Source organism: Pedobacter deserti (assembly GCF_024436415.1).
Classification (GTDB): domain Bacteria; phylum Bacteroidota; class Bacteroidia; order Sphingobacteriales; family Sphingobacteriaceae; genus Pedobacter; species Pedobacter faecalis.
The window spans coordinates 1,567,577-1,591,867 of the sequence record NZ_JAFMZQ010000001.1 but is presented as its reverse complement, the minus strand read 5'-3'; the positions used below and the strand labels follow the sequence as shown (position 1 = coordinate 1,591,867).

At 45.0% G+C, this 24,291-nt stretch carries 21 protein-coding genes; 9 read left to right on the top strand and 12 right to left on the bottom strand.

Going from position 1 to position 24,291, the window contains the following annotated elements; genetic code table 11:
- Positions 1 to 228: 228 nt before the first annotated feature.
- Complete coding sequence (locus J3P40_RS07205) at positions 229 to 1,449, top strand: hypothetical protein (protein ID WP_256004189.1); 1,221 nt, start codon at positions 229 to 231, stop codon at positions 1,447 to 1,449.
- Between the two features lie 32 nt (positions 1,450 to 1,481).
- On the opposite strand, the gene J3P40_RS07200 is transcribed toward J3P40_RS07205, so the two are convergent.
- The 9 genes from J3P40_RS07200 to rpsT all read right to left on the bottom strand — a co-directional run bounded on the left by J3P40_RS07200 (position 1,482) and on the right by rpsT (position 12,319).
- Complete coding sequence (locus J3P40_RS07200) at positions 1,482 to 2,825, bottom strand: beta-helix domain-containing protein (protein ID WP_256004187.1); 1,344 nt, start codon at positions 2,823 to 2,825, stop codon at positions 1,482 to 1,484.
- Positions 2,826 to 2,935: 110 nt separating this feature from the next.
- Complete coding sequence (locus tag J3P40_RS07195; RefSeq protein ID WP_256004186.1) at positions 2,936 to 5,737, bottom strand: TonB-dependent receptor; 2,802 nt, start codon at positions 5,735 to 5,737, stop codon at positions 2,936 to 2,938.
- Positions 5,738 to 5,849: 112 nt separating this feature from the next.
- Entirely contained in the window at positions 5,850 to 6,350 is a 501-nt protein-coding gene (locus J3P40_RS07190; RefSeq protein WP_256004185.1) for an Mpo1 family 2-hydroxy fatty acid dioxygenase, read from the bottom strand.
- A 10-nt stretch (positions 6,351 to 6,360) separates the two neighbouring features.
- Positions 6,361 to 7,923 (bottom strand): ribonuclease Y, encoded by a 1,563-nt coding sequence (gene rny / locus J3P40_RS07185; protein WP_256004184.1) that lies wholly within the window; start codon positions 7,921 to 7,923, stop codon positions 6,361 to 6,363.
- Between the two features lie 260 nt (positions 7,924 to 8,183).
- On the bottom strand, positions 8,184 to 8,474 hold the full coding sequence (locus J3P40_RS07180; RefSeq protein ID WP_256004183.1) for a cell division protein ZapA: 291 nt from the start codon (positions 8,472 to 8,474) through the stop codon (positions 8,184 to 8,186).
- Positions 8,475 to 8,505: 31 nt separating this feature from the next.
- Positions 8,506 to 8,796 carry a hypothetical protein gene (locus tag J3P40_RS07175; RefSeq protein ID WP_256004181.1) on the bottom strand — a complete coding sequence of 97 codons (291 nt, stop codon included), beginning with the start codon at positions 8,794 to 8,796 and terminating at the stop codon, positions 8,506 to 8,508.
- A gap of 41 nt (positions 8,797 to 8,837) precedes the next feature.
- Entirely contained in the window at positions 8,838 to 11,234 is a 2,397-nt protein-coding gene (pheT, locus tag J3P40_RS07170) for a phenylalanine--tRNA ligase subunit beta (protein ID WP_256004179.1), read from the bottom strand.
- 55 nt (positions 11,235 to 11,289) lie between these two features.
- Positions 11,290 to 11,988, bottom strand: coding sequence for a RadC family protein (gene radC, locus J3P40_RS07165; RefSeq protein ID WP_256007057.1), 699 nt, complete (start codon positions 11,986 to 11,988; stop codon positions 11,290 to 11,292).
- Positions 11,989 to 12,064: 76 nt separating this feature from the next.
- The gene (gene rpsT / locus J3P40_RS07160) at positions 12,065 to 12,319 is read right to left on the bottom strand and encodes a 30S ribosomal protein S20 (protein ID WP_256004177.1); all 255 of its coding nucleotides are present in this window, start codon (positions 12,317 to 12,319) and stop codon (positions 12,065 to 12,067) included.
- A 432-nt stretch (positions 12,320 to 12,751) separates the two neighbouring features.
- Between rpsT and purN the strand changes: the two genes are divergently transcribed.
- The 7 genes from purN (at position 12,752) to rodA (ending at position 20,571) form a co-directional block, all read left to right on the top strand.
- The gene (purN, locus tag J3P40_RS07155) at positions 12,752 to 13,330 is read left to right on the top strand and encodes a phosphoribosylglycinamide formyltransferase (RefSeq protein WP_256004176.1); all 579 of its coding nucleotides are present in this window, start codon (positions 12,752 to 12,754) and stop codon (positions 13,328 to 13,330) included.
- Between the two features lie 73 nt (positions 13,331 to 13,403).
- Positions 13,404 to 14,930 (top strand): bifunctional phosphoribosylaminoimidazolecarboxamide formyltransferase/IMP cyclohydrolase, encoded by a 1,527-nt coding sequence (gene purH, locus J3P40_RS07150; RefSeq protein ID WP_256004174.1) that lies wholly within the window; start codon positions 13,404 to 13,406, stop codon positions 14,928 to 14,930.
- 87 nt (positions 14,931 to 15,017) lie between these two features.
- Complete coding sequence (locus tag J3P40_RS07145; RefSeq protein WP_084241394.1) at positions 15,018 to 16,040, top strand: rod shape-determining protein; 1,023 nt, start codon at positions 15,018 to 15,020, stop codon at positions 16,038 to 16,040.
- 17 nt (positions 16,041 to 16,057) lie between these two features.
- A complete protein-coding gene (gene mreC, locus J3P40_RS07140; RefSeq protein WP_256004168.1) occupies positions 16,058 to 16,897 on the top strand; it encodes a rod shape-determining protein MreC in 840 nt (279 codons plus the stop codon).
- Complete coding sequence (locus tag J3P40_RS07135) at positions 16,887 to 17,402, top strand: rod shape-determining protein MreD (RefSeq protein ID WP_256004167.1); 516 nt, start codon at positions 16,887 to 16,889, stop codon at positions 17,400 to 17,402. The genes mreC and J3P40_RS07135 overlap by 11 nt, the downstream gene beginning before the upstream one ends.
- A complete protein-coding gene (mrdA, locus tag J3P40_RS07130) occupies positions 17,402 to 19,306 on the top strand; it encodes a penicillin-binding protein 2 (protein WP_256004166.1) in 1,905 nt (634 codons plus the stop codon). Before J3P40_RS07135 ends, mrdA begins: the two co-directional genes overlap by 1 nt.
- Positions 19,303 to 20,571, top strand: a complete 1,269-nt coding sequence (rodA, locus tag J3P40_RS07125; protein ID WP_256004165.1) for a rod shape-determining protein RodA — start codon at positions 19,303 to 19,305, stop codon at positions 20,569 to 20,571. The genes mrdA and rodA overlap by 4 nt, the downstream gene beginning before the upstream one ends.
- 6 nt (positions 20,572 to 20,577) lie before the next feature.
- On the opposite strand, the gene J3P40_RS07120 is transcribed toward rodA, so the two are convergent.
- The 3 genes from J3P40_RS07120 to J3P40_RS07110 all read right to left on the bottom strand — a co-directional run bounded on the left by J3P40_RS07120 (position 20,578) and on the right by J3P40_RS07110 (position 22,750).
- On the bottom strand, positions 20,578 to 21,465 hold the full coding sequence (locus J3P40_RS07120) for a DUF8457 domain-containing protein (protein WP_256004164.1): 888 nt from the start codon (positions 21,463 to 21,465) through the stop codon (positions 20,578 to 20,580).
- A gap of 289 nt (positions 21,466 to 21,754) precedes the next feature.
- Positions 21,755 to 22,285: a ferritin gene (locus J3P40_RS07115; RefSeq protein WP_256004161.1), complete on the bottom strand. Its 531-nt coding sequence runs from the start codon at positions 22,283 to 22,285 to the stop codon at positions 21,755 to 21,757.
- A 99-nt stretch (positions 22,286 to 22,384) separates the two neighbouring features.
- Positions 22,385 to 22,750 carry a hypothetical protein gene (locus J3P40_RS07110; RefSeq protein ID WP_256004159.1) on the bottom strand — a complete coding sequence of 122 codons (366 nt, stop codon included), beginning with the start codon at positions 22,748 to 22,750 and terminating at the stop codon, positions 22,385 to 22,387.
- 161 nt (positions 22,751 to 22,911) lie between these two features.
- On the opposite strand from J3P40_RS07110, the gene J3P40_RS07105 reads away from it, so the two are divergent.
- Positions 22,912 to 24,264 carry a sensor histidine kinase gene (locus J3P40_RS07105; RefSeq protein ID WP_256004158.1) on the top strand — a complete coding sequence of 451 codons (1,353 nt, stop codon included), beginning with the start codon at positions 22,912 to 22,914 and terminating at the stop codon, positions 24,262 to 24,264.
- The last annotated feature ends 27 nt before the right edge of the window (positions 24,265 to 24,291 follow it).

Below are 24,291 nucleotides of genomic sequence, written 5' to 3'. Positions count from 1 at the left end.
AAACTGTACCAAAACATAAAGCCACGACATCCATCGTGGCTTTATGTTATCAACTAAACCTAAACGTATAAATACTAACCAAATATTTACAACACAAAAGTAGAGTTGATGTATTAAGTCATTGTTAACCTCTAGTTACGATTACACTAAAAATATAACAAACCGATCGTAGCAACATATGTTAAATTTATGTATATTTAGTGTAACCAAATCATTAACTAAAACATTATGGGCAGGTTAAAATTGTTTTATATAGCAGCTATACTGACGATAATAACAGTTCACGCCCAGAGCCAGACCAGGAAGCTGACGATTAGTTATGAATTTTCCGACAAAACTTTCAACGTAGCGTTGGATTCGTCTATCCTTGTACCTCAACCGGATTCGCTTTCTACAGAGTACATTGGGTCTTGCTATGAAAAGCTCGTGACTGAAGCCGCAATTGCTCCTATCATAGATACATTACTAAACTATAAAGAAGCGAATCAACTAAACGACTGGCTTTATTATCAGCTAGTCCGTCGGACCGCACAAGCAATCAGTCCCAAGCAAAATTCCTATGAGCGTTACACCTTCTATAAATGGTTTCTGATGGTTAAATCGGGATTCGATGCAAGACTAACGATCAGTGACAAACGATTGGTTTTTTTTGTGTACAACAATGAAAACATCTCGGATATTCCTTCTATTAATATAGGCGGCAGAAAATACATGTGCCTAAATTATCACGATTACTCAAATACAGACTTTACGCGAGTATCTTCGGATTATATGATTGGTCTTCCCACAGCCAAGGGGGCATTTTCTTATAAAGTCACTTGTATGCCCAATTTCAAGCCCTCAGCCTATACCGACAAGCGGCTTTCCTTTCAATACGGACAAAAGTCTTATCATTTTGACATCAAGGTCAACCAGGAATTAGAGGCCATCTTTAAGAACTATCCAGGGGTCGATTTTGAGTATTATTTTAATATACCCTTGACAAAAGAAACATATAGTTCCCTTATACCAATGCTTAAGAGCAACGTTAAGGGTATGTCACAAAAAAAAGGTGTGGACTATCTGATGAAGTTTACACGACATGCGCTTTTGTATGAAGATGACACCAGGCAGTTTGGAAAAGAAAAACGTTTATCTCCTGAACAAACACTATTTTCCAGTGCCAGTGATTGCGATGATCGGGTCGCGCTGTTTTTCTACCTTGTTAAGGAGATCTACGACCTGCCCATGATTGCCATGTTGTATCCTACACATATTACAATGGCTGTACAGTTCGATAAACCTCAGGGGCAGCCCGTCATTTACAAAGACAAACTTTACACGGTTTGTGAACCAACTCCTCAACGCAAGGAGCTTAAGCTAGGAAAACTGGCAGCGAAATACAGAAATACCCCTTTCCAGGTTGTATATGCTTATGAGCCATCAAATAAAAAAGCGGGTGCCATGTAAGTACCCGCTTTTTTGTTCGCAAAGTGAAAAGACTATCTTTTATCTGTTCTCACCCATGCTGCGTTGGTCCAGTCATTACCTGCTTCAACTGCACCTTTATAGTTAGCTGCCGTAAAGAAAGTTCCAAGCGTAGTAGGATTTACGGCGCCAGTTGCAGTAGAACCAACAAATACTCCTGTGATATATGCTGGCTTCGCATTAGCTTCGTTCACAGTGTTTGCATAAGCTGCATTCAGAAACATATTCACACCGTTAAACACCGGACGGGTTCCACCTGTAGGTGTAGTATGTTTAAATACGAAAGCTTTAACATTTGAAATATCAGAGTTTTTGATTGCCAGTGAACCATCCGCCATGTTAGCTAAAGTTCCATCATGCTCTACATCTATTCCGTTGTTGAAATTGTACACAACGAAATTGTGAAGTTTTCCTTTAGTACCTTCGCGGAGCTTAAGTCCCAGCGTCTTTCCAGTTTCTGTTGCTGAAGTCGGGTCATCACCAGTTTTTGCAGTTGTAGAACCAACTAATGTCACATTCGAAATAGTGGGATTTGAGTATGGGTTAGCTGCATTATTTTTATTGCTGTTGTCAGCCTCCATCCCTCTGTCGGCCACACCATCTGCCTGTACACCCACAAGGAATTGAGCATTTCCGCTCCATCCGAATGTCCAGTCAAATGTATCATCTTGTGCACCGTATGCGAAAAGATATTTCACGTTAACAGTACCGCCAAACCATTCAAAAGCATCGTCTCCTCCTCTGTAAACAGCCAGGTGCTCAACAACAGTACCGCGGCCAACGCCTTCGAAGGTAAAACCGTTATGTTCCTTATCAGCCGTTTGCTTTTTACCAGTAAATTCCACACGAACATACTTAAGAACACCGGAGTTATCATCCGCATTTTGACCGCCATAAGTTACGCCTGCACCCATTTCAGAAGCAATCCTGCCACCTTCGCCGTTCACCGGAGCATTACCGCAGATAATGATTCCGCCCCAATCCTGTTCTTTCGGAGCAGCGGCACCGGATGTAAAAATGATAGGACTTGAAGCCGTGCCTTCAGCCATAATCTTAGCTCCTGGCTCAATAAGTAAATAAGCTGTTGTTGGCTCCGTTGCGTCAGACTTCACAACCACGCCCTCCTGTATGGTAAGTGTTTTGTTACTCTTAACGTGTACTCCTCCTTTTAAGGTATAGGTATTCCCTTTACCCAACGTCACATTTTCCGTGATGTTGCCAGTGATTACAGAACCATTTGGAAGAACTCCGGTTAAATCACCACCGTTCTCGACCTTGTCTTTTTTACATGAAGTAAAAACTGAAGCTCCGGCTAATGCAGCGAAGAAAAAGACCTTTGAAATTTTTGATGTATTCATTGTGTTTTATTTGCTTTAATTTTATGTTACAAAATAACCGGTCTACTATTAAGCGATAATTAACGTAATGTTATTAGACCGGTATTTTTGTGTTAATGAATTGTTAAAGACTAGAAGGTGTAGTTCAGATTGATTCCCACGTTAGTACCTTTCTTATACTCATTATAAGATAGATTATTGTCATTAAACTCCTGCTGGAACTTCACTGTAGGGTTTAGTATATTACCAACACTTAAGTCTAGCCCTATCCTGCTATTGATCTTAGTGTTAACGATGAAATCCAGCGTATTTACCGGCATCTCGTATATGTCGCCTGCCTGCTGCGCGCCAGCAACGAACAACCGCTTTCCGAAAACATTGTATGTTACCGTAAAAGTGGTATTTGATTTTGCCGACCATTCTTGACGGTAACTGTAGTCCAGATTTACCAGATAAGGAGATGCCCCAAAAAGTGGCCTTGATCTGTTCGTCGGTGCTATAGGTTTCGCCGAAGTATTGATCGTCTCATCAGACACTTTGATCTGACTATAAATATACGAAGCATTAATTCCGGCCGACATAGCCTTCAGAACTTTGGATCCTGAGCCGAAAATGTTTCCGACGTTTCTGTTATACTCAAATTCGAGCCCGGCCACTATTGCCTGATCGGTGTTAATATAAGTAAACAGAGGATCGGCAGAATTCACCTGGCTAAGTTCGATCGGTTTATCAATATATTTCCCAAAAGCACTTAGCGCGACAAGCTCACTGTTGCTTGGGTACCATTCATACTTTAGATCTGCATTATAGTTCGAACTATTTACCAGATCTGGGTTACCCTCGCCCTCTGCGATACCAAATCCAACGTTATATCGGAAAGGCGCAGCTTCCACAAACTGGGGCCTGGATATGGTCCGACTTGCTGCAAATAATATGTTGGAGCTTTCCGTGAAATTGTATTTAAGTGTTGCTGCTGGAAGGATATCTATATTATCAAGCGTATTCACCTGATAAGGGGAATCATAGGTTTGGTTACCCGTTTTGAAGTAAGTATTCTGATTTGAATACTCGCCACGCACTCCGGCGATTAACTTCAACTTGTTATTGAACTGAAAATTAAAGTTGACATAAGATGCTGCAACAGAAAGATCGGCCTCATAGTTATTTGGTGCAAAGTAACTTTCCTGATAACGGAATGTCGCATTATCCTCGCCGCTACCTAAATTACCGTCATTGAGATACTGATCTACCTGATTTACCATGAGTGTTGGACTCAGACCGATCTTTGTATCAATCTGCCTTGACCCGAATACCCTGTTCTTATGTCTTCCCTGAAAACCAAATTGTAGCGTTTTAAAGATCGCGTCCTCATTTTTAGAGACCAGTTCAAAGGATACATTTCCTGAGAAATCATCCTCTTCCAGGTCAGCAAAAAACCTGTGATTATCGCTGGTATTAAACTTCAGGAAAGAATATGTTCCGTTTTCATTGTCTATAAAGCTATTCTGTACCCTATCCGGTGTACTGCCTTTGATGTTGGCGTATCCAAACGCAAACTTTAGCTTCAGACGATCGCTCAGGCTGTTATTTCCGGAGAATTGCGTGTTCAGCAAAGAGTTCTGGACATAAGCGTCTCGTCGGGCATATATATTGCCGCTCAAATCATTCTTGAAACCGTTCTGATCAAAAATATCGTTGCTTGAATCGTTCACATAGACACCAGTGATCGAGTAGCTATTATTATTTTTAGTCTTATAGTACAGGTTCAGCAAGCTGGAGGTATTTGTCGTGAAACTATAGCGCCTCGTGTTATAAAAATAATCCGGAGCCTGTTGCGCATTGTAAATAGCGCTAACGCCATCATTGAAGCGATAATCATTTTTATAAGTGACATTTGCCAAAAAACCAACTTGTGATCCGCTCTCTAACGTGTACAGATCACCGCCAGAAAAGTTAAAGCCAGTACTTACCGGAGCAGTCCTTTCTTCAGGTGACCACGCTGTATTGAAACCGGGCGCGTTGGCCGGACTGGTAGATTCAAATACCCTTGTACGTGCTACACGGGCCGGTAACTCACGGTCACCTCTAGCAAAGCCTAGATAATTAAGGGCACTTCCTTTAGTCGATAAAAAATCTTTTCCTGTGGTAATCGAGTTGTAACCTGAAGAGATACCAACTTTAAAGAATCCCTTTTCAGGATAGTCTTTAGTCACTATATCTATCGATCCTCCTGAAAAATCACCGTACAACTCAGGTGAATATGATTTTGTTACACCAATATTTTTAACAAGGGAAGATGGAAAGATATCCAGAGGAATAAGTTTAAGATCAGGATTGGTGGAAGGGATAGGCAGGCCATTCAGTGTGGTATTATTATACCTGTCGCCCAGCCCTCTGACAAACACATTTTTATTACCTACTACAGAAATACCAGCAATTTTGGTTACGCCCTCGCTAACATTCGACAAACCTTTTAATGCTAGTTCCTGCGCCCCTATCTTTTGTATAACAAGTGTAGAATTTTTACGCTCAACATTCAAAGCCGCCGCATTTTCGCGATTAACTTTAGCGGTGATTTGTACACTTTGCAGCGATTGTCCTGCTTCTTCTTCAAGCATTACGTTTACCGTGACGAGCTTGCCGCCGGAAAGAGTGATATCTGTTATTTCGGTGGGCAGGTAGCCGACATAACTCACCTGAATAGTGTAAGTACCGTCAGATAAACCAGACAGGATGTATTTCCCGTTAGCATCTGTAGCCATTCCCCGGTTCGTGCCTTTTAACTTTACAGAAGCACCGACGACCGTTTCGCCTGTTTTTTTGTCTGAAACTGTACCGGATATTCTGCCGGAATCCTGTGAAAAGACAGTAGTACTGAAGATAATGCCTGCAATCAGCATTATCAGGGCTTTAAGATTTAGTTGTGATTTCAATTTGCTGTATATTAATTTCCAGCAAAGCTATTACCACAATGTTAGGCCTATGTTAGGTGTAAATTACCTTTTGTTTACCTAAGTGTTAAGCCAATGTTAACTGCCTTTAGCTTCAATATCTTAGGCCTGCTTTTTTGCAAAGAAAGTGCAAAAGCCATATTGGTCCTATTAATAAGAATTTAATGTCTGTGAGAAAAGAGGGCTTTTTACCCTCTATTTTATGACCAATGAACTGCCCCACCCAGGACACGACAAAAATGCCCAGACAAACCTGCCACACAGCCGGTCCGCCCGCAGCCTCCAGTTTCTCCAATTGCACTATCCCCATGCTCATCACAAAGATCAGGATCAGCATGAGGTAAGACATCACCGGAGAAAGACGATAGTAATAATATACGGAAAATGCGATCAGGAATGAAGCCCAGTTCACATAGCCGTTGTACCTGCCCAGAAATTCGAGATGCGGAAAGGGTATCGACCAAACCAGACCGAGCAGACTGAAAACGATAAGCGGAACGCATATCCAGTGCAATAGCTCGTTCGTATGGTTTTGATGGCTTTCCGAATACTGTTCGAAAAGCCGGTCAATCTCACGTTTTGCTGGAGCCGCCATAGTTGAGTGCTTACTTCGCAAAAGCAACAGAACGGGTTTCCCGGATCACCGTTACCTTAATCTGGCCGGGATAAGTCATCTCGGTCTGTATACGGTTAGAGATATCAGCAGCAAGCAGTTCCGCCTGCTGATCGGTAACACGCTCACTCTCTACCACTACGCGCAGTTCGCGACCAGCCTGAATGGCAAAGGTCTTCTCAACGCCAGGGTATGATAAAGCCAGCTCTTCCAGTTCTTTCAATCTCTTGATATAACTTTCAACCACCTCACGGCGTGCACCCGGACGTGCGCCTGAAATCGCATCGCAAGCCTGAACGATCGGTGAGATCATCGAAGTCATCTCTATCTCGTCATGGTGTGCGCCAATAGCGTTACAGATCTCCGGATGCTCCTTATATTTTTCGGCCAGTTGCATACCAAGAATAGCGTGTGGAAGTTCCGGATTGTCATCAGGCACTTTACCTATATCGTGCAGTAAGCCGGCACGTTTAGCCATTTTCGCATTCAGCCCAAGTTCAGCAGCCATGGTTGCGCAGAAATTCGCCACCTCGCGGGAGTGATGCAGCAGGTTCTGACCATAAGACGAGCGGTAACGCATACGTCCCACCATACGGATCAGTTCAGGGTGCAGACCATGGATGCCCAGATCAATCACCGTGCGCTCACCGATCTCCACGATCTCATCTTCGATTTGTTTCTTCGTTTTGGCCACAACCTCCTCAATACGCGCCGGGTGTATCCTGCCGTCTGTTACGAGGCGGTGCAGGGCAAGTCTGGCAATCTCCCTCCTTACCGGGTCAAATCCTGAAAGAATAATTGCCTCCGGTGTATCGTCAACAATGATCTCAATACCGGTGGCAGCCTCAAGCGCCCTGATGTTACGACCTTCGCGACCAATAACGCGACCCTTGATCTCATCACTTTCAATATGGAATATAGATACCGTATTCTCAATAGCAGCTTCTACAGCTGTACGCTGAATGGTTTGAATAACTACCTTTTTTGCTTCCTTAGTTGCCGTAAGCTTAGCATCGTCTACGATGTCTTTAACCTGGATCATGGCCTGAGTACGTGCCTCCTGCTTCATCGTTTCCACCAACTGGCTCCTGGCCTCCTCAGCAGTAAGGCCTGCTATGGTCTCCAGTTGTTTCACATGCTGGTTTTTAAGTACATCAACCTCTTCCTGCTTCTTAACCGCTATTTCCGTTTGTCGCTCCAGGTTTTTGCGCTGATTATCAAGTTCCTGCTCTTTGCGGTTTGCGTTTTCCAGCTTCTGGTTAAGCGACTGCTCCTTTTGCTTCAGCGAGTTCTCACGCTGATTAAGCTGGTTGTTCCTGGAATTCACTTCCTGCTCATGTTCAGATTTCAGCTGGAGAAATTTCTCTTTGGCTTCCAGCAAGCGGTCCTTTTTCAAGATTTCCGCATTGGTTTCCGCATCCTTTAATATCTTTTTTACTTTGTTCTGAGCAGCAACTTCCTGGTTTTTCAGCAGGCTGCGCAGCAGGTACCTGCCTATAAAGACTCCGATAATTAAACCGAGAAGTACATATCCTATAATTCCTAATATTTCCATTTTTTATTTACGTTAATGCCCTGTTGCGGATGGGTCCATCCGTTTATCGTTAAAAAAAAACCGCAACTAAATTTTACAAGTCCCAAATTTTAAAAACCTCAACGTTAGCATAATTAGGATTTAAGTCATTTTCAGATGCTATGAAATGAAATACACTCTCTCAATCCTATAAATATTGAAGTGTTAAGCTTTAAAAATAGTGAAACTCAAAAACTAGCTGCGGCTAATATTTTTTGTCAATTACTAATATAAAGAACGTACTATTTAGAGAAAAAATCATTCAATAAACCATCCAGCTCGCCAACCTTTGATGCCACTTCAGTGTCCTGAGTCTGAATCTTACTTTCTACCCTCAATACTGCAGTTGCATAATGCAATACTGCCATCGAAAGCAAATCCTGCTTATCCCTGACCGCATAATTTTCCTGATAGTCCTTTATACGTTCATTGATAATTTTGGCCGCCCGCCTCACAATTTCCTCCTCCTCAGTATTCACCTTTAGAGGGTAAATACGATCGGCGATGGTTATTTTTATCGAGATTTCTCCCATTTCTTAGTTTTGTTTCACTCTATCACTACTGCTATTTTTTAAGCAGCAAAACGCACTTATCTATTTCACGCACAAAATCGTTAATTTTTTGCTTTATATCAAGAGTCTTTTCACTTGTACCCTCAATGCTTTTCGCCAGTTTCAACACCCGCATCTTCTCTTCAAGCTCGGCCTGCTTATTCCTGTAAACATCATTGGCCGTCTTTACCGACTGGTTTTCAAGCTTCAAGAGATCATTTTCCTCCTGCAGCGCGTTGCACAACTCAATCAGCCTGGCTGTTTTATGCATCACTGCGGTTAACTGATCTGCAACTGAAGACATCTCTTTATTTCTAAAATCTACTTAAATTTCTTAAAACAGGCCTATTTTCTAATCTCGGCATTCGCTGTTTGCGCTAAGTTATGCATAATCTTTTGCATAACGGAATCAATTTGTTTATCCGTTAACGTTTGCTCCTCGTCCTGCAAAGTAAAGTTCAGCGCATAAGATTTCTTACCGGCGGGTAGCTTATCGCCCATATACACATCAAAGACCTGCACGTTCTTCACCAGCTTGCGGTCCGATTTATAGGCGATGGTACTCAATGCCTCGAAGGTTACCGTAGTATCCACCAGCATGGAGAGATCCCGTCTTACCGCAGGATATTTCGGCACGTCTTTATTGATGATCTTATTTTTCCTCACCATATCAAGCAGCAGCGCCCAATCAAAATCTGCATAATAAACGTCTTTGTCTACGTCAGCCTTTTTCTTATCCGAAGCCGTGGCTGCCCCAAAACTCACGATCACCTTCTCGCCCCGGAAATATTTCAGTCCGTACGCAAAATTTGCATCCTGGGTTTCGGCCAACTGATAATTGCCTACGCCCAGGCGATTCATCACCGCATCTACCGCTGCCTTAAGGTGGTAAAAACTCACCGGAGTGTCTTTGTGGTTCCATTGTTCGGGCAAAGTAGCACCCGACATCAGCAGCAGCAGGCGCGGACGCTCCACATATTTTCCGTCGATCAGGTGATAAGTTTTGCCGAACTCATAAAACTTCAGGTCGGCCGCCTTTCTTTTCTGGTTATAAGCCACACTCTCCATCGCCGGAAGCAGCAACTCCTGACGCATAACATTCAGGTCGGAGCTCAGCGGATTCAGTATCTGCACCGCTTCTTCAGGCACTTTCGAATACGCACCTTTGGTAAGCGAATTGCACCATATCTCCAAAAACCCGTTGGCCGTAAGCATATCTGCTATCACATGCTTTGTTTGTTCCCTATCCGGCTTAGCACTGTACGACAGTGAAGCGTTGATCTTACTTGGTATTTCAATGTTATTGTATCCGTATATACGAAGTACTTCTTCGGTAACGTCGCATTCGCGGGTTACGTCTACCTTAAAGGCTGGCACTTTCAGTGACAATGTACCTCCCTGCTCCTGCGCTATCTCAATACCCAGCGCCGAAATGATCCCGCGGATTTCCGCCTCAGGAATACTGGCGCCGATCAGCCTGTTGATGTTCGCATAACTTACTTCCACATCAAAAGGCTGTACCGGGTTAGGATAAATATCAGAAACAGCAGAACTGATCTGTCCGCCTCCGAGTTCCTGAATCAATAAAGCCGCACGTTTTAACGCCGTAACGGTCATTTCCGGATCCGTCCCTCTTTCAAAGCGGAAAGAAGCATCCGTTTTAAGGCCATGTGCCTTGGAAGTCTTGCGCACCGACACTGCATCAAAATATGCGCTTTCCAGAAACACATTTACCGTTTCTTCAGAAACACCTGAGCTTTTGCCGCCAAAAACACCTGCAATACACATAGGGCCCTCCGCATCACAGATCATCAGGTCAGACGCCCCAAGTTTACGCTCCACACCATCGAGCGTTACAAAGGGTGTTCCCTCGGCACATTTGCGGACAATCACTTTCCCGCCCCTGATCTGATCGGCATCAAAAGCATGTAAAGGCTGACCCAGCTCGTGCAATACATAATTGGTAATGTCTACAATATTATTAATGGGCCGAATGCCGATAACTTTTAGTTTATCCTGCAGCCAGTCGGGCGAAGGCTTAACCGTTACACCTGTGATGGTCAGACTGCTGTAGCGCTTACAAGCTTCTGCATCCTCTACACTTACCTCAATCCCGGCTGTGCTGCCTTCCTTAAATCCGGACAGATCGGGCATCTGAATATTTGTACGCAGATAAGCCGCCAGATCCCTGGCCACACCAAGGTGCGACGCAGCATCTGCCCGGTTAGGGGTCAGACCGATCTCAAACATATAATCGTCTTCCAGCTTAAAATAGCTCTTTGCAGGAGTACCCGGCAGCACTTCGTCGGGCAGTACCATAATGCCTGCATGAGAATTGCCCAGGCCAATTTCATCCTCCGCACAGATCATCCCTTCAGACACCTCGCCCCGTATTTTAGATTTATTGATTTTAAACGGCTCGCCCTCGTTGGGATAAACCGTAGTACCTACCGTAGCTACAACAACCTTCTGACCCTCTGCTACGTTTGGCGCACCGCAGACAATCTGCAATGGTTCCGCGCCACCAACGTCCACGGTAGTCACCCGCAGCCGGTCGGCATTAGGATGCTGCGCGCAGGTTAACACATGGCCCGTCACCAAACCTTCCAGACCTCCTGGTACCGGTTGCACAGTCTCCAGACTTTCTACTTCCAGACCAATATTGGTCAGGATCAGGGAGAGTTCCTCAGGTGTTTTTTCGGTTTGAATAAACTGTTTAAGCCAATTATATGATATTTTCATCTTGTAATTTCGGTGTAAAGCGCAAAGATATAAAATAAAGCTATCTGCGTAAACCTTAAATCAGTCCCGCATCAGCGAAACTGAAATACTGCCGGTTGGTGATGATGAGATGGTCCAGGACTGGCATATCCAGCATACGTCCGGCCGCCACAAGCTTTTTGGTGATATGAAGATCCGCTTCACTTGGTTTAAGATTTCCGGAGGGATGATTATGCGCCAGGATTACGTTGGCCGCATTGTGTTCCAGACCGGTTTTAAAGATCACTTTCGGATCTGCCACCGTTCCTGCAAGTCCGCCCTTGCTGATCAGATGTTTGCCAATAACCACATTGGCCTGGTTGAGCAGCAGCACCCAGAATTCTTCATGATTCAGATCGGCAAATACCGGCAAAAGTACATCAAAAGCATCTTTAGCTCCGCTCATTTTGCGAATAGACGGTACTGCCGTCTCTTTACGCCGCCTGCCCAGCTCAAGAGCAGCTACAATCGCCAGCGCCTTAGCCTCGCCTATGCCTTTAAACTTAGAGAGGTCTTTTACAGATACCCGGCCAAGCTCAGCCAGATCATTGCTATAAAATGCGAGAATACGTTTGCTGAGGTCGACCGCCGTTTCGTTTCTGCTGCCCGAGCCGATCAGGATGGCGATAAGCTCAGCATCTGTAAGTTGCCTGCGCCCCTGCAGCAAAAGTTTCTCCCTCGGCCTGTCGGCCTCTGCCCACAGCTTTATACCTAATTTTTGTTCATATGCCTTCATCATTTAAAAAATGCTTAAAAACAAAAAACGGGGTACGTTTTCACATACCCCGTTTTATTATGCTGTAAAGCTAATGCTATTTTAAGCCATTAACAAACTTAGTCAGCTTAGATTTATTGTTCGCCGCTTTGTTTTTGTGAATAACGTTCTTTTTGGCCAAACGATCCAACATAGATACTACTTTAGGAAGCAGCTCTAATCCTGTTTTTTTATCTTCAGCAGCACGCAACCTTTTGATAAAAGTACGGGTGGTTTTTGCCTGGTACCTGTTACGTAAACGTTTTGCTGCGTTTGCTCTAATTCTTTTTATTGAAGACTTATGATTTGCCATTTTTTGTTGTTAAATATTTTTTCTCAGAGCCAAGCTCCTTATTTTCGTTTTTTCGGACTGCAAATATAGAACTAATGTTTTTAATTTACAAAGTGACAAGACTTTTTTTTTATTTGTTTAAAAGCAGGCCGCAAGCTCTTTTGTACCATACAAGTTCGGGATAACGAAACGGAACTAAAGATCTGAGTCTGGGCAAACTACCACTGTGCAGCATGTCTGCTACAGGTTTGAGATAGGTTTGGTATACCCCCTTGGGTATAGCAAAGGTCATGCAAACCTATTGCAAACATCACCCTGTGGTATACCAATAAGACACTTTCCCAGGGCTTAGTCCGCTTTTTTCTGCGCTTTACTGAGAGCGAGGTGCGAATTTGCATAAAACATTTTGCGCCCACGCTTAAAATCCTATTTTTGATGCATCCAGGATAATATATGAAAAAACGCATTGCCATATTTGCTTCAGGCTCGGGTTCAAACGCCCAGAAACTGATGGAACATTTCAAAAACAGTACTGAGGTAGAGATCGCGCTTGTGCTGACCAACAACCCGGATGCTTACGTGCTGCAGCGTGCAGATAATTTTGAAATCCCCTCGCATGTATTTGACCGCCGCGGGTTCTATGAAACCGACGAAGTAATTGATCTGCTCAGGAACTTGGATATTGACCTGATTGTGCTTGCCGGATTTCTCTGGCTTGTGCCCATCAGGCTGATCAATGAGTACGCAGGGCGGATTGTAAATATCCATCCGGCCATACTCCCTAAGTATGGTGGAAAAGGCATGTATGGCGACCATGTACACAATGCGGTAATCGCCGCGGGCGATGCTGAGGGCGGCATTACGATCCATTATGTGAACGAGAATTATGATGAGGGCGAATACATTCACCAGGCCCGTTACAAAATAGAGCCGGGAGATACTTTGGAGATGATCAAGTTTAAGGGCCAGCAGCTTGAGCACCAGCACTATCCAAGAATCATAGAGGGGATCGTTAAAAAGTTGAAAAAATAGCTGCACTTTATCCTTCAGCCTATTCAATTATCGGTTTAAAAATCTTATTTTTGCGGCTCAAAATTTTTCGCTGATGAGTCAATCGATAAGGATCAAAAACGCTTTAATTTCAGTTTATTATAAAGATGGCCTCGAACCGCTGGTTCGCTTACTGGCCAGCCAGGGTGTACAGTTGTTTTCTACAGGTGGTACCGAACAGTTCATTAAGGACCTGGGGCTGCCTGTTACAGCTGTTGAGGACCTTACAGGTTATCCTTCTATCCTGGGCGGACGTGTTAAGACCCTGCATCCTAAGGTTTTCGGCGGGATTCTTAACCGCAGGGACCTGACTTCCGATCAGGAGCAGATTGCACAGTACGAGATTCCGGAAATTGACCTGGTGATTGTAGATCTTTATCCTTTTGAAGAAACGCTTAAAGCGGGCGGCTCTGAAGCTGAGATTATTGAGAAGATTGACATTGGTGGTATCTCCCTGATTCGGGCTGCCGCCAAGAACTTTAACGACGTGGTGATCCTGGCCTCTAAAGATGATTACGGCGTGTTACAGCAACAGCTGGAAACACAAAACGGCGAAACCACCCTCGAGCAGCGTAAAGCTTATGCAAAGAAGGCCTTCCATACTTCATCAAATTACGACACGGCTATATTTAACTACTTCAACAGCGAAGATCCGCTGACGGTATTTAAGCATAGTATTGGGCAGTCTCAAACCCTCAGGTATGGCGAAAACCCGCACCAGCAGGGGGTTTATTATGGCGACCTTGATGCGATGTTTACCAAACTGAACGGCAAGGAGCTTTCTTATAACAACCTGGTTGACGTAGATGCGGCGGTTGCCCTGATCGATGAATTTGAGGCGCCTACCTTTGCTATCCTTAAACATACCAATGCTTGTGGTGTAGCTTCTAAGCCAACCATTCTGGAGGCCTGGAATATAGCGCTGGCCTGCGATCCGGTTTCGGCTTTTGGCGGGGTACTAATTGCCAACCGTGAAATAGACCTGGATACGGCAACAGAGATCAACAAGCTGTTTTTTGAAGTGCTTATTGCTCCTTCCTATGCACCTGAAGCAGTTGAGCTTTTCCGCGGTAAGAAAAACCGTGTTATTTTGCAGCGTAATGAAGTGGAACTGAGCAAAAGGCAGTTCAAGACTTTACTTAATGGTGTCATTGAACAGGATAAGGACCTGATTATTGAAGGCCCTGAGCAGATGACTGCGGTAACGGAAAAAAAGCCTACGGAACAGGAACTGAAAGACCTGCACTTTGCCAATAAAATTGTAAAACATACCAAGTCTAACACCATCGTTTTTGTTAAAAATGATCAGCTGATCTCGAGCGGTGTGGGGCAGACTTCGCGTGTTGACGCATTAAAACAGGCGGTTGTGAAGGCTGAGTCCTTTAACTTTAGTCTGCAGGGTGCTGTAATGGCTTCGGATGCGTTTTTCCCGTTCCCAGACTGCGTGGAACTTGCTGCTGAAGCAGGAATTACTGCTGTTTTACAGCCAGGTGGATCTATAAAAGACGCTGATTCTGTTAAGATGGCAAACGATAAGGGAATTGCCATGGTAACGACCGGAATCAGGCACTTTAAACACTAATTATTTGTCTGCGAATACAATAAAAAGATGTAGTTTTACATTAATATAGTACTCGAAATATTAATATTTTAAAACGTTACCTGATAAATGGGTTTATTCAATTGGTTCACACAGGAGGTTGCTATTGATCTTGGCACGGCAAACACCCTGATTATACATAATGACAAGGTAGTGGTTGATGAACCTTCAATCGTTGCTTTCGACAGACAAACAAATAAAATTATTGCCATTGGCAGGCAGGCCATGCAAATGGAGGGTAAAACCCACGATAATATTCGTACCGTCAGACCGCTTAAGGATGGTGTAATTGCCGACTTTAATGCTGCTGAGGCCATGATTAAAGGAATGATCCGCATGCTGAACGGTGGGAAGGGCTGGATGTTCCCTTCGCTAAGGATGGTGATCTGTATCCCTTCCGGCATTACGGAAGTGGAGAAACGTGCGGTGCGCGATTCGGCGGAGATTGCCGGAGCAAAAGAAGTTTACCTGATCCATGAGCCGATGGCGGCAGCGGTAGGTATCGGGATCGATGTGGAAGAGCCAATGGGTAACATGATCATCGATATAGGCGGTGGTACTACAGAAATTGCGGTTATTGCGTTATCTGGTATTGTGTGCGACCAGTCGATACGTGTGGCGGGTGATAATTTTGACTCGGATATCGTTAACTACATCCGCCGTCAGCATAATATCATGATCGGCGACCGTACGGCAGAGAAGATCAAAATTGAAGTTGGTGCGGCTTTGCCGGAGCTTCAGGATCCGCCTTCTGATTTTGCGGTGCAGGGCAGGGACCTGATGACAGGTGTGCCTAAGCAGATCACGGTATCTTATACAGAGATTGCCCATTGCCTGGATAAATCCATTTCGAAGATCGAAGAAGCGATATTGAAGGCGCTTGAAATTACACCGCCGGAGCTTTCGGCGGATATTTACCAGACGGGTATTTACCTGACCGGCGGTGGTGCTTTGCTTCGCGGTTTGGATAAGCGGGTTGCGGCTAAGACTAAACTTCCTGTTCACGTGGCGGAAGATCCGCTTCGTGCCGTAGTAAGAGGTACTGGTATAGCCCTTAAAAATATTGGCGGTTATAAGTTTTTGATGCAATAAGCAAATAACGGTGACGGATGCGTAACCTTTGGATTTTCATCAGCAGATACAACGCATTCTTCCTGTTTATTATTTTTTTTGTCATCGGTCTTATTCTTACGGTTAAAAACAACGCTTATCAGCGTGGCGTAACGATCAATTCTACCAACGAGATTGTCGGGAAAACCTACGAGAATCTGAATGTACTCAGAAAGTATCTTAATCTGGGCGCTGTAAATGATAGTCTGGCGGCAGAAAATGCGAAGCTGAAAACGGAAATCCTTGCGTTAAAACTGGTGGATACCGCTAAGGCAGTGACCGTAAAAGACACGGCTGGCGTACCTCAGTACACCTATCTGGCTGCGCGGGTCATCAAAAACTCTATCACGCTTCGGAATAATATGATCACGATAAACCGGGGGCGTGCAGATGGCATTGCAGAGGGTATGCCAGTGGCTTCGCCCACTACGGGGGTGGTTGGATATATCCGTGATGTGTCGGAACACCTGGCCACCATTCAATCGCTGCTGCATCAGAAAACTTTTATCAGTGTAAGCGTTAAAAGAAACAAGGCGGTGGGCTCGCTGGTGTGGGGCGACCGGAACTTTGACTATCGGACGGCTGTTATCAGGGATATCCCGAACCACTTCAAACTGACGCTGAAGGATACGATCGTGACTTCGAGTTATTCTGCTTTTCCGGCAGGTATACCGGTGGGACAGGTGATTAACACGGGAATTGCCAGTGGGGGTAATTTTATGACCATCGGCATCAGGCTGTTTAACGATTTCAGCACGCTGCAATATGTGTATGTGATTACGGATAAGTATGCCGCTGAACAAAAGGAACTAGAAGCTAAAACACCGGATGAACAGTAAGCTTATATTGGTAAATATAGTAAGGTGGGTTGTGCTTATACTGGTACAGATCCTGTTTTTGCGCAACATGGGTTTTTATAACCTGGCCAACCCTTTTCTATATATTCTGATTCTGCTGCTTCTGCCTTTCGGTATTCCCAATTTGCTTTTGTACCTTCTGGCCTTTCTGACGGGTCTCACGCTGGATGCTTTCTATGACACCCTGGGCGTGCATGCCGCGGCCTGTGTGATGCTGGCTTTTGTACGCATCCTGTTTATTTCTGTGACAGTGAGCCGGGACGGTTTTGACGAGCCTGAGCCTACGCTGGGCAACATGGGCTTTAAGTGGTTTATACTGTACGCATTCTTTTGTGTATTTTCACACCATCTGGTTTTTTTTATACTGGAAACCTTCAGGTTTACGGAGTTTTCGTACACGCTGTTCAGGTGCCTGCTGAGTGGCCTGCTTACGTTGTTCCTGGTGGTGTTGGTAGAGTTTCTATTTTATAACAGGAAAGCACGCTGATGAACAATCAGAATCTGTTTAACCGAAAATATGTTGTTCAGGGCCTCTTCATATTGATGGGCCTGATTCTGCTGAGCACGCTTTTCTATATGCAGGTATATAGTGATAAGTATTTCCTCTCGGCCGAGAGCAACGTGCTTCGGAAGATTTATACTTTCCCGGCCAGGGGGGTTATTCTGGACCGCAATGAGAAGATCCTGGTGCAGAATGAGCCGGTATACGATCTTATGGCTATACCTAATGACGTCAAGCCTTTTGATACCCTGTCGCTTTGCCGCATTATTGGTGTGGATACGGCCAGGTTTGGCCGGAACTTCAGGAAGGCCAGGCGCCTGTCAAGATACCAGCCGGGAAGTATTGAAAAGCAGCTTTCGGTGGAAATATATCAGGCTTTGTCTGAACAGCTCTCCAGGTTTCCGGGCTTCTTTGTGCAGAGCCGAACCATCCGGCAGTACCCGGACAGCATTGCCAGCCACTTCCTGGGTTATACGAAAGAGGTAACGCCTAAGGAGATTGAGACCTCGCAGGGCTATTACCGCTCGGGCGATTACATCGGTAAGTCGGGCGTCGAAAAATCTTACGAGCATGTGCTCCGGGGCGAACGCGGGGTGGTGAACATGCTCTACGATGTACACAATGTTCCGCAGGGAAGCTATGCGGAGGGTAAGTTTGACACCGCAGCGGTATCTGGTGAGCAACTGATCTCTTCGCTGGACAAGAGTCTGCAAAAACTTGGTGAAGAGCTGATGCAAAATAAAATTGGCAGCATTGTAGCCATTGAACCGGCTACAGGGGAGATTTTGGCCTTTGTAAGCAGTCCCGGTTACGACCCGAACCTAATGGTAGGCAGGCAATCGGGCAACAACTACATGGAGCTATTAAAGAATCCGCACCGGGTGTTCAACAACAGGCCAATCAGGGGTTATTACTCACCCGGATCGGCGTTTAAGCCGCTGAATGCGTTAATTGGTCTGCAGGAAGGCGTTATGGACCCGAATACCACGTTTTTTTGTCCGCACTATTTTCAAGCCGGGAGTCACCGGCTTAAATGTGAGCACTATGACGGTCCTGTGGCCCTGCGCATGGCGCTGGCCCGCTCGTGCAACACCTATGCCTGCTATGTTTTCCAGAGACAGCTGACGCAGCGGAAATATAAGAACCAGCGGATTGCTTATGACGATTGGCGCAAGAAAGTCATGTTATGGGGACTGGGCGATAGCTTGGGGGTCGACTTGCCCGGGGAGCGCACCGGACGCTTGTACGATGCGGCTTATTATTCGGGTAAGTACAGCAAGTACTGGGGCTATTCTACAGTTATTTCGCTGGCGGTTGGACAGGGGGAGATGGACGCCACGCCACTGCAAATGGCAAATATTATGGCAGCAATTGCCAATCGGGGGTACTTTATCAAGCCCCACCTGATCAAGGGTATCGGTAAGAACAGGGTGATCAATAAAGAATACGTAAAGAAAAACTACGTCGGCGTAGATGCTCGGCATTTTGAGCCGGTGATAGACGGTATGCAGGATGCGGTGAATGCGCCATGGGGTACGGCTATCGGATCCAGAATTGACGACATCGTGATGTGCGGAAAGACGGGAACAGTACAAAACCCAAGAGGTAAAAACCACTCGGTATTTATCGGCTTTGCGCCGAGAGACAATCCTAAAATTGCCATTGCCGTAATTGTAGAAAATGCGGGCTACGGGAGCAAGTACGCCGCTCCTATTGCCAGTTATATCACAGAAAAATATATTAAAGGTACCATTGCGGGCAGGCGTGCCGCGGAAGTTGAGTGGATGAAGAAGGAAGTAGTCATGCCGGATCCGCCGAAACCTAAAGTTAAAAAGGTAGCCCCCGCCCCGGATACACTGAAACAGCAAATAGCATCTAACCAGCGATGAGTTATAATCAGGGAAACAGGTTCTTTTTTAATGTGGACTGGGTAGCGATCCTGATCTACATAGCGCTGTGCAGCATCGGCTTTGTAAATATCTATGCCTCCATTTTTACCGCGACTGACGACCCGGGGATTTTTAACTTCAGTACAAATTATGGCAAGCAGCTTATTTTTATCATAAGCGGCCTGCTTATAGGCTTTTCGATATTGCTTCTGGATGCAAAATTCTTCAGCATATTCTCGCCCATCATATATGGCGTAACCTTACTGTTGCTTGTGGTGGTGTTGCTGATCGGGCGTAATGTTGGTGGCAACCAAGCCTGGATCGCTCTGGGAAGCTTCAGACTGCAGCCTTCGGAGCTGGCCAAGTTTGGCACGGCACTATTGCTGGCCCGTTACGTGAGTACGTTTAATCCTAAATTTTCCGACTTTAAGTCGATATTTTTTGCCGGCTTGATCATCCTGCTGCCTTTGATACTCATACTGCTGCAGCCCGACGCCGGATCGGCCCTGGTGTTTCTGTCTTTTATGTTTCCGCTTTACCGCGAGGGCTTATCTGGCTACTTTTTGCTCATCTTCCTGGGTATGATTGTGTTGTTTGTGGCAGACTTCCTTGTCCCGATGAATGTGTTGATCCCGATTATACTGGTGGTGGGAAGCCTTTTTGTATATACTTACCGGAGAAAACAGAAGGCCATGTTTTCGGCTATCATCGTGACGGTGGTTGCGATAGCCTACCTGTTTGTGGTAAAACTGGCCTATGAAAAGGTTCTTAAACAGCATCAGCGTACACGGATTGAGATCATGCTGGGCTTAAAAACAGACCCGAAGGGGGTTGGCTACAATGTGATTCAATCTAAGATTGCAATTGGGTCGGGACAACTCACTGGCCGTGGTTTTACACAAGGCACGCAAACCAAGTACGGCTACGTACCGGAGCAAAGCACCGACTTTATTTTCTCTACCATTGGGGAAGAATGGGGTTTTGCAGGATGCTTTGTCGTGATCGGGCTGTTTACTTTCCTGCTGCTCCGGATCATTAACCTGGCAGAACGTCAGCGCTCGAGCTTTTCGCGGGTATACGGTTATTGTGTGGCAAGCATACTCTTTTTCCACGTATTCATCAATATTGGCATGACGATAGGGATAGTGCCCGTAATAGGCATTCCTCTACCATTCATCAGCTACGGCGGATCATCGCTTTGGAGCTTCACCGTGTTGTTGTTTATTTTCCTTAAGCTTGACGCGAACCGGATGGGCTTTATTTAATCACACTTATCCTTTGGGAAAACGCTGATTCAGGAGCTCATAAAATTTATCGACAGTTGATTGCTTGGCCTGCCAGTTGTTCTTTTCAGCGTAGTTTTTCCGGAGAAAGGTGTCGGCCGTTTCAAAGTCGGGCATTTTGTTGATCAGGTCTATGGCCTCAGAGTACGCGAGATTGTAGCCGTTGAAGAGATCCTTAATGTACAGCAGCTTCTCGTTAAGTGTAATAGCCTTTTTCAGATCCTGCACAGCAGGTTTAGCCAGTTCATCGCGCTCGTTCTCTGCCTTTGCAGATCTTGCCGACAACAGGTCGTTCAAAGTAGGTGCAGGAGTAACGATCTTTTCTTCCGGCTTATCTGGAACAAGGTGTGTTACGGGTTCAGGTATCTGCTTTTCTTCAGGCTTATCGGCTACGAGCGGGGCACGATACTCCTGTATGGGCGCAACTTCCTCATGATGTTCTGGTTTTGGTTGCTCAGTAACTTCGCTTTCGGCCGGTTCTCGTCTGTCGGTCATCACAAACTCAAAGGTTGCGGCCGGCTCTTCAGCTACAAATTTAACAAGCTCTTCCGGGCGCTCAAAAAAAGCATAGTCTTTCGGCGCTTCGGTGGGGTGACCAGGCTCCAGCGGCTCGTCAATAACCGGTATACGCTCCGGCTCCGGTATTACTTCCGCGATTTCAGGCTCTGCCCTTTGGGCAAGTTGCTTTACTGGTTTATTCTGATTAAGCTTCCTGACGATCTGCACATGATCCGACAAAAAATCCGCGTTGGCCAGAAATAGTTCCAGTTCGAGTTCATTGAGCTGTTCGGGATTTTGTGCTAAAAACTCATATTGATCCTGGAGTTCATTCAGTATTCCTCCTATTTTCCTGAAGATATCGGTCTGGTTCATCATATTCAAAAGTACTACAAAATTATGATATTCACCTTTGCCCGCAGCAAAAGCAATACCATAACAGAAGGCCGGAAGTGATATGCTCAGGCTAAGGGACAGTTATCGCACCGCTTGCCTCTAAGATACTTTTCGCAGCATACTTTTTTCTTCTTCTTTTTCTTATCCTTCTTGTCTTTTTTGTCCTTTTTATCCTTATGCTTTTTTGACATAGCCGCTATTGAACATACGAAAAAAAGGCACATACATTGTGTCGTATGTGCCTTTATTAATTTAAGGGACAGGAGGCTAATTAATCTTCGCTGTCGTATTTTATCTGACCAACATGCTTGTCTATCTGCCATCTTCCGGTGCCTTCTTCTCCGATCACATCGAAAAGCTCCAGGGCACGGCGGGCCTTGTATTCTTCTTCACGCTGTTCTTTAAAGAACCAGTTAAGGAATTCCAGAGTCACATAGTCCTGCTCTTTATGGCAGCGCGCAGCTATATTTTTGATAGATTGTGTTACGCTGATCTCCTGATCAAGCGCTTCTTCGAACACTTCACGGAATGAATTATATTCTATTCTGATGTTGGTGATTTCCGGCGAAATAGCCGTTCCGCCCATATCAAGTACATATTTATAAAACTTAAGCTGATGCATGCGCTCCTCTTCGGCCTGCTTAAAGAAGTAGTCGGCCGAATAGTCGTAGCCGTTGCGGTTGCACCACGATGCCATAGAGAGGTAAATCGCCGATGAATGCGCTTCCTTTTTTATTTGCTGGTTGATAAGTGCTTCTACATCTGATGAAATTAAGCACTTTGCGCGGATTATATCTTTCATGTTCTTTCTACTTTGTGGTATTACTACATCAAAAGTAATGCTATAATACGACCAGAAAGAATATTAACGCAATATGGAAAGATTCTAATTCTAAGCTAATCAGGCAACTATCCTGTGCAGCCTGTCGAAGATGATGTGATTAAGCTCCAGCATAGCGAAGGTTCCCTGAAGAAGGTCTTTCAGATTAATGATCTGGATTAAGGACAGTACATAGCAGTGGTCGCACGCGCAAATAAAAATGATCTCAAGATCAGGGGTTTTATCTGTGGTTAATAACAGGTGCTCTATATCAATCTGATAAACAGCTTTCTTTAATTTCAACAGATTACGGTAATCAAACCGGGCCAGCTTTCCACCAAAATCAATATACCAGCAACGCTCTGCGTCCGACTGATACACAGCTCCTGCGGGTGTAGAGAATACTTCTGTAAAATTGAATCCTTGTGGTAAGTCTAGTTCCTGCATATTGTACACGCTAACGCGGTATGCAAAGATTGAAATTATTTAGAATTAATCCAAATCGCCAATTATATTTTTTTCGCAGCCTCTTCATGCTTGCCGGCATACTTTTAGAAAATAACAGTCTATGGTGAACTTATTCGGCTTTCATTTCGTATATTGAGGCAATGTGGAATTCGGCAATTAATAGGTTGAGGCGGCTTCATGACCGGTTGATTGGTAGTCCTGATCAGACCATCCTCCAGGCAAGGATTTTCCATGAGGTGAGCATTATTGCGCTACTGCTCATCCCCGCAGCCATATTTTTTAATCTTTTTATAGGCGTTCCCTATGCCGGCTATGTACTCTCGGCAGCGTTTATTTTAGTGGCCTTACTGTTCGTTAATTCGCGGTACTTCGGAAACCTGAAGGCCAGCGTTGCCATTTTTACCTTTTCTATGGCCAGCGTTCTGGCGATGAACTATTATATCAATTCGGGGGCACAGGGCCCTACCCTGCTCCTTTTTGTCGTGCTGATGGTCTTCACGATCTCGCTGATGCCTTCCGGTCAGTATAAGTTCTGGGTGGTTTTTAACGCTGCTGTGGTTTCTGCCCTGGTGATATCGGAGTACTCAAATCCGCAGCTGATCAGCGAAAGTTACGAGGGACGGGCAAGCTATTTCATCGACATTTTAACAACATACATTGCCGTAATTGTCTGCATCGGCGTAGTGATGGCTTACCTCATCAGAAGCCACGAAACAGAGAAGGCTAAAGTGCTCAAGGCCTCCAAGGCATTGAAACAAGCAAACGACGCCAAGACGAGGCTTTTGTCCATTTTGTCGCACGACTTACGATCTCCCCTGAATTCGATACAAAGTTTTCTGGAAATACTGATCGATTATAATCTGTCGGAACAAGAAGAGAAAGCAATTAAGAAGAGTCTGCTGCGGGAAACGAAAAATACTCAGGTAATGTTGTTTAACCTGCTTAACTGGACAAAATCGCAAATGGAGGGAGGCGTTACGGTAAATCTGCAGGAACTAAACCTCAACGAATCTGTGGAGGGATGTTTAAAAGTGCAGCGTGCGGCTGCTCTGGAAAAGATGATTACCATCCGTAACCTGACAGCACCAGACGCGAGTATCGTTGCAGACCCGGATATGTTTAGCCTTATTATACGCAATCTGGTGAACAACGCGATAAAATTTACACATACCGGCGGTGACATCAGCATTTTTAGTGAGGTTGGAGAGGGGTTCACCAAGTTGATGGTTAGGGACAACGGAATAGGCATTTCGGAGGATAAGCAGGAAAAGTTGTTTTCGCTGGAAACGCAGTCGGCCTATGGCACAAATAAGGAGAAGGGTGTGGGACTGGGGCTCTTGTTATGCTGGGAATTTACGGAAATGCAAGGCGGCAAAATTAGCTTCAGCAGTCGGCCGGGTGAAGGCACCTGTTTTACGCTGAAATTTCCTTCAGGTCAAAGTTCCGTAATATCAGCAGCTTACGCCTCTGGTGAAGGCAAGACCGTATATTAATTTCAAAAAACATTTTGACATTCAAAA

Excerpts from the sequence above, each read along its gene's own strand:
- J3P40_RS07205 (WP_256004189.1), top strand. The coding sequence starts at position 229 with ATGGGCAGGTTAAAATTGTTTTATATAGCAGCTATACTGACGATAATA.
- J3P40_RS07200 (WP_256004187.1), bottom strand. The coding sequence starts at position 2,825 with ATGAATACATCAAAAATTTCAAAGGTCTTTTTCTTCGCTGCATTAGCC.
- J3P40_RS07190 (WP_256004185.1), bottom strand. The coding sequence starts at position 6,350 with ATGGCGGCTCCAGCAAAACGTGAGATTGACCGGCTTTTCGAACAGTAT.
- rny (WP_256004184.1), bottom strand. The coding sequence starts at position 7,923 with ATGGAAATATTAGGAATTATAGGATATGTACTTCTCGGTTTAATTATC.
- J3P40_RS07180 (WP_256004183.1), bottom strand. The coding sequence starts at position 8,474 with ATGGGAGAAATCTCGATAAAAATAACCATCGCCGATCGTATTTACCCT.
- J3P40_RS07175 (WP_256004181.1), bottom strand. The coding sequence starts at position 8,796 with ATGTCTTCAGTTGCAGATCAGTTAACCGCAGTGATGCATAAAACAGCC.
- pheT (WP_256004179.1), bottom strand. The coding sequence starts at position 11,234 with ATGAAAATATCATATAATTGGCTTAAACAGTTTATTCAAACCGAAAAA.
- radC (WP_256007057.1), bottom strand. The coding sequence starts at position 11,988 with ATGAAGGCATATGAACAAAAATTAGGTATAAAGCTGTGGGCAGAGGCC.
- rpsT (WP_256004177.1), bottom strand. The coding sequence starts at position 12,319 with ATGGCAAATCATAAGTCTTCAATAAAAAGAATTAGAGCAAACGCAGCA.
- purN (WP_256004176.1), top strand. The coding sequence starts at position 12,752 with ATGAAAAAACGCATTGCCATATTTGCTTCAGGCTCGGGTTCAAACGCC.
- purH (WP_256004174.1), top strand. The coding sequence starts at position 13,404 with ATGAGTCAATCGATAAGGATCAAAAACGCTTTAATTTCAGTTTATTAT.
- J3P40_RS07145 (WP_084241394.1), top strand. The coding sequence starts at position 15,018 with ATGGGTTTATTCAATTGGTTCACACAGGAGGTTGCTATTGATCTTGGC.
- mreC (WP_256004168.1), top strand. The coding sequence starts at position 16,058 with ATGCGTAACCTTTGGATTTTCATCAGCAGATACAACGCATTCTTCCTG.
- J3P40_RS07135 (WP_256004167.1), top strand. The coding sequence starts at position 16,887 with ATGAACAGTAAGCTTATATTGGTAAATATAGTAAGGTGGGTTGTGCTT.
- mrdA (WP_256004166.1), top strand. The coding sequence starts at position 17,402 with ATGAACAATCAGAATCTGTTTAACCGAAAATATGTTGTTCAGGGCCTC.
- rodA (WP_256004165.1), top strand. The coding sequence starts at position 19,303 with ATGAGTTATAATCAGGGAAACAGGTTCTTTTTTAATGTGGACTGGGTA.
- J3P40_RS07120 (WP_256004164.1), bottom strand. The coding sequence starts at position 21,465 with ATGATGAACCAGACCGATATCTTCAGGAAAATAGGAGGAATACTGAAT.
- J3P40_RS07115 (WP_256004161.1), bottom strand. The coding sequence starts at position 22,285 with ATGAAAGATATAATCCGCGCAAAGTGCTTAATTTCATCAGATGTAGAA.
- J3P40_RS07110 (WP_256004159.1), bottom strand. The coding sequence starts at position 22,750 with ATGCAGGAACTAGACTTACCACAAGGATTCAATTTTACAGAAGTATTC.
- J3P40_RS07105 (WP_256004158.1), top strand. The coding sequence starts at position 22,912 with ATGTGGAATTCGGCAATTAATAGGTTGAGGCGGCTTCATGACCGGTTG.